11 protein-coding genes are annotated in these 12,132 nt (G+C 67.7%); 3 read left to right on the top strand and 8 right to left on the bottom strand.

Annotated features, from left to right (window positions below; all coding sequences use genetic code 11):
• Positions 1-26 precede the first annotated feature (26 nt).
• The 8 genes from A3ES_RS0114425 to A3ES_RS0114390 all read right to left on the bottom strand — a co-directional run bounded on the left by A3ES_RS0114425 (position 27) and on the right by A3ES_RS0114390 (position 7,970).
• Complete coding sequence (locus tag A3ES_RS0114425; RefSeq protein ID WP_272944611.1) at positions 27-608, bottom strand: DUF2330 domain-containing protein; 582 nt, start codon at positions 606-608, stop codon at positions 27-29.
• Entirely contained in the window at positions 609-2,084 is a 1,476-nt protein-coding gene (locus A3ES_RS0114420; protein WP_020387537.1) for an FAD-binding oxidoreductase, read from the bottom strand. It lies immediately after the preceding gene.
• Entirely contained in the window at positions 2,065-2,889 is an 825-nt protein-coding gene (locus A3ES_RS0114415) for a shikimate dehydrogenase (RefSeq protein WP_040454728.1), read from the bottom strand. Before A3ES_RS0114415 ends, A3ES_RS0114420 begins: the two co-directional genes overlap by 20 nt.
• Entirely contained in the window at positions 2,889-4,064 is a 1,176-nt protein-coding gene (mltG, locus tag A3ES_RS0114410) for an endolytic transglycosylase MltG (RefSeq protein ID WP_237744953.1), read from the bottom strand. The genes A3ES_RS0114415 and mltG overlap by 1 nt, the downstream gene beginning before the upstream one ends.
• A gap of 11 nt (positions 4,065-4,075) precedes the next feature.
• Positions 4,076-4,534, bottom strand: coding sequence for a Holliday junction resolvase RuvX (gene ruvX / locus A3ES_RS0114405; protein ID WP_026162863.1), 459 nt, complete (start codon positions 4,532-4,534; stop codon positions 4,076-4,078).
• 88 nt (positions 4,535-4,622) lie between these two features.
• Positions 4,623-7,292, bottom strand: a complete 2,670-nt coding sequence (gene alaS / locus A3ES_RS0114400; protein WP_020387533.1) for an alanine--tRNA ligase — start codon at positions 7,290-7,292, stop codon at positions 4,623-4,625.
• 4 nt (positions 7,293-7,296) lie between these two features.
• Complete coding sequence (locus A3ES_RS0114395; protein ID WP_063745958.1) at positions 7,297-7,551, bottom strand: DUF6167 family protein; 255 nt, start codon at positions 7,549-7,551, stop codon at positions 7,297-7,299.
• Positions 7,551-7,970: a DUF948 domain-containing protein gene (locus A3ES_RS0114390; RefSeq protein WP_020387531.1), complete on the bottom strand. Its 420-nt coding sequence runs from the start codon at positions 7,968-7,970 to the stop codon at positions 7,551-7,553. Before A3ES_RS0114390 ends, A3ES_RS0114395 begins: the two co-directional genes overlap by 1 nt.
• A 308-nt stretch (positions 7,971-8,278) precedes the next feature.
• Between A3ES_RS0114390 and A3ES_RS0114385 the strand changes: the two genes are divergently transcribed.
• Genes A3ES_RS0114385 through A3ES_RS0114375 form a run of 3 tightly spaced genes read left to right on the top strand, consistent with a single transcriptional unit; the run spans position 8,279 to position 12,131 of the window.
• Positions 8,279-9,502 (top strand): FAD-dependent oxidoreductase, encoded by a 1,224-nt coding sequence (locus A3ES_RS0114385; protein WP_020387530.1) that lies wholly within the window; start codon positions 8,279-8,281, stop codon positions 9,500-9,502.
• Entirely contained in the window at positions 9,499-10,701 is a 1,203-nt protein-coding gene (locus A3ES_RS0114380) for a carboxylate--amine ligase (protein WP_020387529.1), read from the top strand. Before A3ES_RS0114385 ends, A3ES_RS0114380 begins: the two co-directional genes overlap by 4 nt.
• A complete protein-coding gene (locus A3ES_RS0114375) occupies positions 10,701-12,131 on the top strand; it encodes a polysaccharide deacetylase family protein (protein ID WP_020387528.1) in 1,431 nt (476 codons plus the stop codon). The genes A3ES_RS0114380 and A3ES_RS0114375 overlap by 1 nt, the downstream gene beginning before the upstream one ends.
• Position 12,132 lies beyond the last annotated feature (1 nt).

Here is a 12,132-nt window from a genome sequence, read left to right as displayed (position 1 = left end):
GGAACGGAAACATCGGTCCCCTTGCTCTACTGGTCCAGGCAGCCGCAAGGTTGCAAACGGCCAGGCTGGTTCTGTCCACAGGTGCGAAAGATCGCACTTACGTACGCTTCACCATCCGGCGGGCGACCAGTGCTGCACCGGCCCCGATCAGCAGTAGCCCGCCGAACAGCAGGGCGATCGTGGTCCACAGCCCCGTCGTTCTCGGTGACGTAGCGAACGCGCTGGAATTCGTCGTCGTTCGCCGCCTGGGTGAAGGCGAAGTCGTCGGTGATCCGGCCCGGCTCCTGATAGGTCGCCGAGTACGCCGTCAGGAACGACGTCGGCGCGGCCAGTTGCGGATCGGTCTCACGATCGACGCGTCCGGCGTACAGGAGCTCCGGTTTCACGTCCGCGTCAGGAAGCTTCGAGGCATCCACCCGGTACGGCGCCGCGACGTACACCGTGACCGTCTGGGGATTCTTCGCGCCCTTGCTCAATCGCATCGGGTAGACGATCCGCGGCGAGGCGAAGGTCAGTCGCAGCGGCGGAGTCGTGCCTGTCATCGGGGTGCCGTCCTGCTTCGGCGCAAGCTCGACCTTCGCGGCGGCCGGGACCGGGCGAGCTAGGATTCAGGCGATCGTGTAGCCCGTGCGGAAGAAGTTTGCCGGGTCGTACTTCTTCTTGACCGTCTGGAGCCGGGGGTAGTTGGCGCCGTAGTACGTGCTGACCGAGCGGCCCGTCTCCACATAGTTCACGTAGCCGCCGAGGGTCGATGGGCGGACGGCGCGGTGGCCGTTCGTGATGAAGGTCTGCGCGGCCCTTAGTTGCGCCGACGTCGGGTGCGCGGCCAGACCGGAGTACCACTGGACGACGCCGACCGCCGAGCGCCAGCCCCACGAGGATCCGCCCGACGGCACCTTCGCGGCCTGACCGCCCAGCGGGTCGAGGATCGCCGCGGCCGGGAGCTTCGCCCGGGCCGCCGTCTTCACCGCACCAAGCAGAGCAGCGATGGTCGGTGCGGTCATCGGCTTCAGTACGTCGGAGCCGGCCAGGAAGCCCTGCCGCGCGCTGGTCGTCCCGCCACCCAGGTACTTCACGGCCTCCATGTGCGTCCGGACCGCGAAGGTCCGGGTGGTGGCCTTCGAGCCGACGTACGACTCCAGTTGTGCGGCAGCGGCCGCGCCGTTGCCGGTGGTGGAGACGCCGAGCACGTGGATGGACAGCGTTCCGTTGCTCAAGGCATTGATATGGACGTTGCCCCAGGCGGTGATCGGCGCCGCGACGGCGAACTTCTGCCAGCCGCGGATGACGTCCGCCGCCTTCGCCTCCGGCCAGGTCAGCCGGAAGAAGCCGAGCTTGGCGGCCGGGATCGTGATCAGCTTGAACGACGTCACGATGCCGAGATTGCCGCCGCCACCGCCGCGCAGCGCCCAGAACAGGTCAGGGTCGACCGTCGCGCTGACGTTGCGGGCCACGCCGTCGGCGGTGATCACGCCCATCGACTGGATCCGGTCGCAGGTCAGGCCGAACGCGCGGGTATGTACGCCCATCCCGCCGCCGAGGGTGAGGCCCGCGATCCCAACGGTCGGGCACGTCCCGGTCGGCAGCGACTTGCCGTGCTTGTCGAGGAACGCGTGGACGTCGTACAGCTTCGCTCCGGCGCCGACAGTGAGCACGTTGCCCGAGTAGCTCATCGAGCGCATCGCGCTGACGTCGACGACCAGGCCGTTGCTCACCGTCGAGGCGCCGACGTACGAATGGCCGCCGCTCTTCGGCACCGAGACGAGCTTGTTCTTGCGCGCGAACAGGATCGCCGCGCGGACGTCGTTCGCACCGGCGGCCCGGACCACACCGGCCGGCTGGATCGTGTCCCAGCGCGGGTTGAAGAGTTGCCGCACGGTCGGATAGCCGGGCTGCCCAGGCCGGTACACCCGGCCTTTGAGCCCTGCATGGAATCCAGCCCAGTCAGGGCCGGCCGAGGTCAGGTTCGCGGCGCTGGAGCCGGCGCTGGCCGACTTGGTCTCCGAGCAACTGGTCAGCGCGATCGCTGCCAGCGCTCCACCGGCCTTCAGCAGGGTACGGCGGTCAACCTTGCTCACGCTCATCGAGCTCCTCACGCGCGGCGGCTCTCATGGCCACCAAAGGAGCGGGCGACCTACCTGTCATCATCTCCACCTGGAGGGTCGCCTGATGCACAAGCAGGTCAAGGCCGTTCAACAGCTCTGTACCGATCCGGTGCGCCACGATCGCGAGCTGGGTCGGCCACGGGTGGTAGGCCACATCGAAGACCACCGGGGCGACCTGGGCGAAGTGCTCCGCCCACGGGTCGACGGCTCCACCGGGCAGCGTCGAAACGCACAGGTCGAAACCGCCGATCTGCTCGACCTGCCCGAAATCCGTCACCGAGGTCTTCAGGCCCAGCTCGGCCGCGAGATCCCGCAGCCGCTCGGCCTTCGCCAGATCGCGCACGACCAGCGTCACCTCACTGACCTTCAAGCCCCGCAAGGCAGCAAGGGTCGACGCGGCAGTCGCTCCCCCACCCAGTACTACGGCCGTGTCCGCGCCGGTGATCCCCCGCTCGGCAAAGGCCGCCACCAACCCCGGTACGTCGGTGTTGTGCGCCGAACGCGAGCCGTCGGGCTCGAACAGCATCGTGTTCGCCGCGCCGATCAACTCGGCGATCGGGTCGACCGTGTCGACGAGGTCGAGCGCGACCCGCTTCAACGGCATCGTCAAGGACAGCCCGCGGACGTCGTCGCCCAGCGTGCTCAGGAAGCCACGCAACTCGCCCTCGCCGACCTCGTAGGCGTCGTACCGCCAGTCAAGTCCGAGTTCGGCGTACGCCGCTCGGTGCATGGCCGGCGACAACGAGTGCGCGATCGGCTGACCGAGCACTGCACAGCGGGTCATCAGCACCTGCCGGTGTGTGCAGCGCACCAAGCCTGCAGCTTCTTCACGTTTGCCTGGTGCTCCTCTCCGCTGCTCGCGAAAAGGGTCTCGCCGGTGTCGAGGTTGACCAGGGTGAAGTACATCCAGCTTCCCGCCGCCGGGTTCAGCGCCGCCCGCAGGGTGTCCTTGTTCGGCGAGTTGATCGGGGTCGGCGGCAGACCGGCGTACTTGTAGGTGTTGTACGGCGAATCCGTCTCGCGCTGCTCGTCCGAGGTGAAGACGCCGCCGTCCCGGCCGACCACGTAGTGGATCGTCGAGTCCATCTGCAGCCTCTTGCCCGCCTGCAGCCGGTTGTAGATCACCCGGGCGACCTTGGCGTAGTCCTCCGGACGGTTCGTCTCGGCGCCGATGATGCTGGCGACGATCACGGCCTGGTACGGGTCGAGCTTCTTGCGCTTGGCGGTCTGGGCCAGCTGCAACTCGTTCGCGGCCTTGGTGAAGCCGGCGGTGGCCATCCGCAGGATCAGGTTCGCTCCTGCTTCCTTCGGTACGTCGTACGTGCCGGGGAACAGGAAGCCTTCCGCGTTGTTCTTGGCGTACGACGGCAGCTTGAGCGTCTGCGGCCGGTTCATCGCGGCCTGCGCGGCGCCGGCGGGCAGCTTGACCGACTTGCTCTTCTGCAGCAGCGCGACGACCTCGGCCTTCGTGCGGGCGGGCGGGATCGTGAACCGGGTGACGAGCACCGACTTCGCCGTGTCGAGCAGCAGCTCGAGCGCCGACTTGGCCGACATCTCCTTCTTCAGCGTGTAGGTGTTGGCCTGGATCTTCTTGGACCGTGGATCGTCGCGGGCGACCCGCTCGAACGCCTTGGCGCTCTTCACCACGCCCTTCTTCTCCAGCGTGTCGGCGATCGCCTGCGCGCTCTGCCCCGAGCTGATCTCCACGGTGACGGTGGCGCTGGTGCCGGCGCCCTCGTAGTCCGGGGCGGCGAACATCTTCTCCACCGCGTCGCGGCCCTTGCCGAAGCCGACCACCAGCCCACCGATCAGGGCACCGACGACGAGCAGCGAGATCAGGCCGGCGAAGCAGCCGAATCCCCGCCGGGCGCGGGTCTTGCGCCGGTTCGCCCGGCGCTCTACCCGGCTGTCCGGGCGCAGGCCGAGGTCGTCGTCCAGGTCCTCACGGTCTTCGTTCACCGATGTTCCGTTCACAGGGGCCTCCCGGGTGGGTTGCCGGTCTCACGCTCGAAGTCGAGCGCGTGTTGCAGAATCACGACCGCCGCGGCCTGGTCGACCACGGCCCGCCGCTTGGAGCCCTTCTTACCCCGTTCCCGGAGCATCCGCTCGGCGGTGACCGTGGTGAACCGCTCGTCCACCAGCCGCAACTCCACCTCCGAGCTCGCCTTCTTCAGCAGTACGTCGAGCTGCGCGGCAGTATCGCGGATCTTGACCGCTGCCGGCCCCTCACCACCCGACAGCGACCGGGGCAACCCGATCACCACCTCGAACGCCTCAAGCTCGGCCACCAGCCCAACAACCCGCTCCAGCGCACCTGGTCCCACACGAACCGTCTCCACTGGAGTAGCCAAAATCCCGTGCGGATCACTACTGGCCACCCCGATCCGGGCATCGCCAACATCAAGCGCAACCCGCACGCCCCGGCGCATTAGTGTGCCCCGCCACAGGTCCATACAACACAACAGCACTGTGTAGGCCCCGTGCTGTTTACCGTCTGGGAGCGGGTGTTGTTCACGGTTAGCCGGTTACTAGTTGGCCGATGGCGTGTTCTACGGCGCTGAGGGATTGGTCGGCGCCGGAGGGGTCTGTGCCACCGCCTTGGGCTACGTCGTCCTTGCCGCCGCCTCGGCCGCCCAGCTGCTCGGCTGCCACTCGGACCAGGTCGCCGGCCTTGAGGCGCCATTCGCGGGCGGTGTCGTTGAGGGCGATCACTACGCCGGGCTTGCCGTCGTTGACGCTCAGTACTGCGACGACGGCCGGCTTGTCGGCCGGCATGCGGCCGCGGACGTCGAGCGCCAGCTTCCGCAGGTCGCCGCCGTTCACGCCGTCCGGCGCCCGATGGCCGACGTACGCGACCCCGAAGACGTCCTTCGGGCTCTTCGCCAGCTCCGCCGCGGCAGCCAGCACCTGACCGGCGCGGACCTTCTCCAGCTCCTTCTCAGCAGCCCGGAGTCGCTCGGACAGATCGGCCACCTTCGCGGGCAGCTCCTCCGGCCGGGTCTTCAGGTTCTCTGACAGCAGCCGCACGAGCGCCCGCTCGCGACCCAGGTAGTGCAGCGCCTCCATCCCGACGAACGCCTCCAGCCGGCGAACCCCCGCGCCGACCGACGACTCGCTCGTCACGGTCAGCGCACCGACCTGTGAGGAGTGCTTGACGTGCGTCCCACCGCAGAGCTCGCGCGACCAGGGGCCACCGATCTCCACGACCCGGACGGAGTCGTCATAGGTTTCGCCGAACAGCGCCAGCGCACCCCAGTCCCGCGCCTCCGGCAGCGACATGTACTGCGCGGAGACCTGCAGGTCCTGCCGAACGGCGAGGTTCGCGACCTCTTCGATCTCACTCCGCGTGGCCTGGTCCAGCGACGACGACCAGGCGAAGTCGAGCCGCAGGTAGCCGGGCTTGTTGTACGAACCGCTCTGCAACGCGGTCGGCCCGAGCACCTGCCGCAGGGCGGCGTGCACGACGTGCGTACCGGAGTGCGCCTGACAAGCGGAGATCCGCCACTCCTTGTCCACCTGCGCGTGCACATCCAGACCCGGCTGGAGGACGCCTTCCACGACCTCGACCCGGTGCACGATCAGACCCTTGACCGGCCGCTGGACGTCGAGCACCTTCAGCTTGAACCCGTCACCGACGATCAGCCCCTCGTCGGCGATCTGGCCACCCGACTCCGCGTAGAACGGCGTCTTCTCGAGCACGACCTCGACGGTCTCGCCCTGCTCGGCAGCACTCGCCACCACGCCTTCGCGCAGTACGCCGCGGATCTGCGAGTCGGTCGCCAGTTCGTCGTACCCGGTGAACTGGGTGGCGCCCTTCTCGCGCAGCTCGCGGTAGCCCGAGGTGTCCGCGTGACCGGCCTTCTTCGCCCGCGCGTCCGCCTTGGCCCGGTCGCGCTGTTCCTTCATCAGCGACCGGAAGCCCTCGGTGTCCACCTGCAGGCCCTGCTCGGCAGCCATCTCGACGGTCAGGTCGATCGGGAAGCCGTACGTGTCGTGCAACTGGAAGGCCTGGTTGCCGGCCACCTGCACACCACCGGCGGCCTTCAGGTTCTTCACCGCCAGGTCGAAGATGCTCGTCCCGGCCGTCAGAGTACGCCGGAAGGCCTCCTCCTCGGCGTACGCGATCTGGCTGATCCGCGGGAAGTCGGCTTCCAGCTCGGGGTACGACTTCTTCATCTGCTCCAGGCTGGTCGGCAGCAGCTCGACCAGGCTGGGGTCCTCGTAGCCGAGCAGGCGCATCGACCGGATCGAGCGGCGCAGCAGCCGGCGCAGTACGTAGCCGCCCTGCTCGTTGCCCGGGGTGACGCCGTCGCCGATCAGCATCAGCGCGCTGCGGACGTGGTCCGCGATCACCCGGAACCGGACGTCGTCGACCTGGTCGGTGCCGTACTTGCGGCCGCTCAGCTCGGACGCCTTCTCGATCACCGGGTAGATCTCGTCGATCTCGTACATGTTGTCGACGCCCTGCAGCAGGTACGCGACCCGCTCCAGGCCAAGCCCGGTGTCGATGTTCTTCTTCGGCAGCTCGCCGAGGATCGGGTAGCCCTCCTTGCCGCCACCCTCACCGCGGATGTTCTGCATGAAGACCAGGTTCCAGAACTCCAGGTAGCGGTCGCCCGCTTCCCAGTCCCGGTCGGCGCCGAACTCCGGGCCGCGGTCGATCAGGATCTCCGAGCACGGGCCGCACGGACCCGGGATGCCCATCGACCAGAAGTTGTCCTTCATCCCGAGCCGGACGATCCGGTCGTCGGGCAGCCCGGCGACCCGCTTCCAGATGTCGATCGCCTCGTCGTCCTCGTAGTACACCGAGGCGTAGAGGACCGACTCGTCGAAACCGTAGCCGCCCTCGCTCTGCGGCTTGGTGACCAGCTCCCAGGCGTACTGGACGGCCTGCTCCTTGAAGTAGTCACCGAAGGAGAAGTTGCCGTTCATCTGGAAGAACGTGCCGTGCCGGGTGGTCTTGCCGACCTCCTCGATGTCGAGGGTCCGGACACACTTCTGCACGCTGGTGGCGCGCGCGTACGGCGGCGTCTGCTGGCCGACGAAGTACGGCACGAACTGGGCCATCCCGGCCACGTTGAACAGAAGGTTCGGGTCCGGAGACGGCAGCGGCGCGCTCGGCACCACCGTGTGGCCGCGCTCCTCGAAGTAAGTCAGGAACCGCCGGCGAACTTCACTGGTATCCATGGTGTTACCGGTAGTCCTCACGCTGTGTTGAATTTCTTTGGTTTGCCGCTTCGTCTATCCCGAGCGCGTCGCGCAGCTCGGTCTCCCGCTCGGCCATCCCGGCCCGTACTTCGTCGCCGAAGTGCCGGATCGCGCTGGCCACCTTCTCCGCCGACTGCTGCAGGCTGTCCGGCGCGAGCTGCTGGGCCCGCTTCTTCAGCCGGGTCACCGCGTAGACGCCGACCAGGATGCCGATGATCAGCCACAGGATCCGCTTCATCACACGTCACCCCGCTTCTTCGCCTTGCGCTCGGCCTTCATCTCGTCCTTCACCCGGCGGGACACATCGCGGCGCTGGCTCTCGCCGAGCGCCTTGCGGACGCCGTAGGTGAAGGCGGCTGCCTTCACCAGCGGACCGCCCGCGGTCGCCGCGAACAAAGACGCCAAGGCGGCCGCGTTGGTTGTCACGGTGGTGGCGTTGTCGGTGATCGTGTCCACCTTCGCCAGCTGGGCGTTCGTCGTCGCGACCGTGTTCGTCACCTCGCCGAGCAACGGAACGCTGGAGTCCGAAACCCCCTTCACCATGATCCGGGTCTCGTCGAACACCTTGCCGAGCTTCAGGATCGGATAGGCCAGCAGGCCCACCAAGATGAGCAGTGCGCAGGCTGCTATCAGCCCCGCGACTTCACCGACGCTCATGGTTACGATCCGCCTTCCGTTCGACAGCTTTGTCCCGTGGCCCCGGGTACCCAGGGACCTTATCGCGCGGGTAGCACAGTCCAGGCCACAGGGACACCCTCGCTGCCGGGTCAACCTCTTACGTTCATTCGCCCCCTTTTCACCCCTACTTGCCCCGGCCCGCCGATGAGCTGCCACCGAAGGGGTGAAAAGGGGGCGAATGAACGTAGGAGGTGTGTTCACCCGGCAGACCCGTGACGTAGGGCGACGGATGGGCCATACTGGCGAAAGCTCCGGGGGGAGTGTTCAGAGGTGGGGGGAGACCACAGATGGACGAGACAGCTATTGCTGTCCTTGGCGCGGGCCCGCATGGCCTGGCCGCAGCCGCACATCTTCGCCGGGCAGGTGAAGAGGTCCGCATCTTCGGCGACCCGATGTCGTTCTGGCGGACCATGCCGGCGGGAATGCTGCTGAGATCGAACTGGACCGCGACCTGTATCGCGGAGTACGAGGGACCGCTCGCGCTGGATTCCTATCTGGCCGAGACCGGTGCCGAGGTGACCAAGCCGGTGCCACTGGACGACTTCATCGCGTACGGCACCTGGGTGCAGTCGAAGGTCGCGCCGGACGTGGATCGCCGCTGGGTCAAGCGGGCCGCCGCGAACGGCGACGGGTTCGTGCTCACGCTGGGCGACGAGACGCAACTCAGGGCTCGGCGCCTGGTGGTCGCGGCCGGGATCGCGGACTTCGTCAACCGGCCCGAGTTGGCTTCCGGGCTGCCCAGGCACCTTGCGTCGCACACGGCTGACCACAAGGATCTGTCGGTCTTCAAGAACCAAGAGGTTCTCGTGGTCGGCGGCGGGCAGAGTGCGCTGGAGTCGGCTGCTCTGATGAGCGAAGCCGGCGCCGCTGTCGAGGTGGTCGCCCGGGCCGAGAAGCTGAACTGGCTGCACGGCGGCAAGTACCACCGGCTCCTCGGTCCGCGGCTCGTACCGCTGGTCTACGCGCCGACCGATGTCGGCCCGATGGGGATCTCCAAGATCGTCGCCAAGCCAGGGCTGTTCACCAGCCTGCCGCGGGCGATCCAGGGCCCGATGGCCTACCGCGCGATCCGGCCAGCCGGTGCCGCGTGGCTCATCCCGCGGCTGGTCGGCGTACCGATCGGCACTGGCGTCTCGGTGACGAGTGCCAAAGCCGTAGGCGATCGGCTGCACGTCGAGTTGAGTGACGGCAGTGCCCGCGAGGTCGACCACCTGATGTTCGGTACGGGGTACAAGGTCGACATCCAGCGCTACCCGTTCCTCGACCCGGCCCTGGCGCTTCAGGTCCGGGCTGTCGACGGCTACCCGGTGCTCAAGCCCGGCATGGAGTCTTCCGTTCCTGGTCTGCACTTCCTCGGTGCACCAGGCGCCCGGAGCTTCGGCCCGCTGATGCGGTTCGTCGCGGGCGGCTGGTACGGCGCGGAGTCGCTCACGCGGCTGGTTCGCAACAGCAGGCGCAAGACCGCTCCGAGCGGTGCCGGCCGACTGGAACCGACAGGCGACGGGGTATGAGCAAGCGCCCGTTCCGCAAGGCAGCCGGTTCGGGTTCAGGAGTAGGGGCGGTAGTCGTCGGGGGCGACTACCAGGGCCTCGGCATCGTTCGCAGCCTCGGCCGGTACGGCGTACCGGTGACGGTCCTGGACGACGAGCGGTCCATCTCGCGCGTGTCCCGGTACGCCACCGGCCATGAGCGCGTGCCGGAGCTCCGGGACGCCGACGAGACGGTCCGGATCCTCATCGACGCCTGCACCCGGCTCGGCCTGCAGGGCTCGGTCCTGTACCCGACCAGGGAAGAGACCGTCGCCGCGATCGCAGCGAACCGCGAAGAGCTCAGTCAGTACTACAAGCTGCCGACGCCTGCCTGGGAGGCTGTGCAGCCTGCCTGGGACAAGCGGGAGACCTATCAGCGTGCTGAGCGGCTCGGGATCCCGATCCCCCGCTGCTGGTTCCCTGAGTCGTTCGCCGACCTGGACCAGATCGACCTCGAGTCACCGGTGATCCTGAAGCCGGCGATCAAGGAGAACTTCTTCTACGAGACCCGGGCCAAGGCCTGGCGAGTGGACACCCGGGCTGAGCTCGAAGCGGCGTACCGGAAGGCGGTCGACATCGTCGGCGCGGCCGAGGTGATCGTCCAGGAGCTGATCCCCGGCGGCGGTGACCAGCAGTTCGGGTACTGCGCGTTCTTCAAGGACGGCGAGGCCGTCGCTGAGATGACGGTCCGCCGGCTGCGCCAGCACCCGTCCGACTTCGGCCGGGCGAGCACGTTCGTGGAGACGATCGAGCTGCCGGAGCTGGCCAAGCACTCGCTGACCTTCCTGCGCGACATCGGGTACTACGGGCTGGTCGAACTCGAGTACAAGCATGACCAGCGGGACGGGCAGTACAAGCTGCTGGACGTGAATGCCCGGACCTGGGGCTACCACTCGCTCGGCTACACAGCGGGCGCCGACTTCCCCTACCTGGTCTACCGCGACCAGTTGGGGCTCCCGGTGACCGAGTGCCAGGCCCGTGCGGGTGTCCGCTGGCTCCGGCTGGCGACCGACCTGCCGAACGCAGTACTGGACATCAAGGCCGGGAAGCTGAAGGTCGGGCCGTACCTGAAGACCTTCCGCGGGGTGCAGGCGGAGGCGGTGTTCAGCCTCAAGGACCCGCTGCCTGGCCTGTACGAGGTGGCGCTGCTGCCCTACCTGTTCTTCAAGCGGGGGTTGTGATGTTCGAGTCGACGCATGCCTTCGCCTTCTTCGACTACTTCCGCGTTCCGTACGACCTCAGCGGCGATGCGCTGGAGACTCGGCTAGGGACGATCACGGCAGGCACCTCCGGCCGCCAGCTCACTTGGGTCCGAGCTGCCGGCGGACGACCGGCGCGCAGCGACTACAGGGCCGGTCGCTACCAACTGGCCGGCTTCTCGATCGTCTGCCACCTCTACACCGGTACTGCGTTGTCCCCGGTCGACGACAGCTGGCGCAAGGTCGAGCCCATCCTCGACAGCCACGGCACCGAGGTCGGGGCCGTGTGGGAAGACCAGCAGGGCAACGTGTTCCTGCCGCTCGACCCCGGCGAGGCGATGACCTTCCTCTGGTCAGAGCGCTACAAGACAGTCGGTAGTGCCAACATCAAGCGCCTGCTCCGCAAGGGCATGGTCCAGGGGTACTACGTCGTCCGCCCGCTGCTCCCCCGGCCACTGCAGCTACGGATGCGCCGGACGCTCGCAAGGCACCAGAACACACCGTCCTTCCCAGCCTGGCCGATCGAACACAGCCTGCACACGTTCTATGACTGGCTGTTCGACCTGACCACCCGCCTGGCCGGTACGCCGGTGCCGTGGATCGACCTGTGGCCGGACGGGCGGTCCTGGGCGATGGTGCTCACCCATGACGTCGAGACGGCCTTCGGGCGCGACGAAATGGAGCTGCTGCGGGCACCGGAGCGCGATAGGGGCTACCGGTCTTCCTGGAACTTCGTGGCCGAGCGGTATGAGGTCTCGGACGAGACGGTCGCCAAGGTGACCGCCGACGGGTGCGAGGTCGGAGTACACGGCCTGCGGCATGACGGGCGGGACGTGGCGTCCAAGCGGCTGCTGGGCCAGCGGCTGCCGGCGATGCGCAAGCATGCGGACAGGTGGGGTGCGGTCGGGTTCCGCTCCCCCGCGACCCAGCGGTCCTGGGAGCTGATGCCGACGATGGGCTTCGACTACGACTCGTCGTACACGGACACGGACCCCTATGAGCCACAGCCCGGTGGCTGCTGCACCTACCTGCCGTTCTTCAACGAGGACCTGGTCGAGCTGCCGATCACGCTGCCGCAGGACCACACGCTATTCGAGATCCTGCAGCATGAGGACGGTGAGTTGTGGGTCAGCAAGGCTCGCGAGATCCGGGACCGGCGCGGGATGGTGCTGGTGCTCGCGCATCCGGACTACGCCGTCGACCCGCGACTGGCCAAAGGGTGGCAGCAACTGCTGGACGAGTTCCAGGGCGATGAGACGGCCTGGCAGGCACTGCCGCGAGAGGTGGCGTCGTGGTGGCGTGACCGAGCCTCCACTGAGCTACGGCAGAGCCCTGACGGTTGGACGTTAACGGGACCCGCTGCGGGCCGCGGTCAGGTTAAACACGCAGTACTTGCCGACCAGGAGGCCTAGG

The sequence above is a fragment of the Kribbella catacumbae DSM 19601 genome, assembly GCF_000372465.1.
GTDB classification, from domain to species: domain Bacteria; phylum Actinomycetota; class Actinomycetes; order Propionibacteriales; family Kribbellaceae; genus Kribbella; species Kribbella catacumbae.
Note: the sequence above shows the minus strand (reverse complement) of the source record. Positions and strands in the feature narration are given on the sequence as shown.

Bases quoted from the DNA above. Each gene is read 5' to 3' on its own strand.
- A3ES_RS0114420 (WP_020387537.1), bottom strand. From the start codon at position 2,084: ATGAGCGTGAGCAAGGTTGACCGCCGTACCCTGCTGAAGGCCGGTGGA.
- A3ES_RS0114415 (WP_040454728.1), bottom strand. From the start codon at position 2,889: ATGACCCGCTGTGCAGTGCTCGGTCAGCCGATCGCGCACTCGTTGTCG.
- ruvX (WP_026162863.1), bottom strand. From the start codon at position 4,534: ATGCGCCGGGGCGTGCGGGTTGCGCTTGATGTTGGCGATGCCCGGATC.
- alaS (WP_020387533.1), bottom strand. From the start codon at position 7,292: ATGGATACCAGTGAAGTTCGCCGGCGGTTCCTGACTTACTTCGAGGAG.
- A3ES_RS0114395 (WP_063745958.1), bottom strand. From the start codon at position 7,551: ATGAAGCGGATCCTGTGGCTGATCATCGGCATCCTGGTCGGCGTCTAC.
- A3ES_RS0114390 (WP_020387531.1), bottom strand. From the start codon at position 7,970: ATGAGCGTCGGTGAAGTCGCGGGGCTGATAGCAGCCTGCGCACTGCTC.
- A3ES_RS0114385 (WP_020387530.1), top strand. From the start codon at position 8,279: ATGGACGAGACAGCTATTGCTGTCCTTGGCGCGGGCCCGCATGGCCTG.
- A3ES_RS0114380 (WP_020387529.1), top strand. From the start codon at position 9,499: ATGAGCAAGCGCCCGTTCCGCAAGGCAGCCGGTTCGGGTTCAGGAGTA.
- A3ES_RS0114375 (WP_020387528.1), top strand. From the start codon at position 10,701: ATGTTCGAGTCGACGCATGCCTTCGCCTTCTTCGACTACTTCCGCGTT.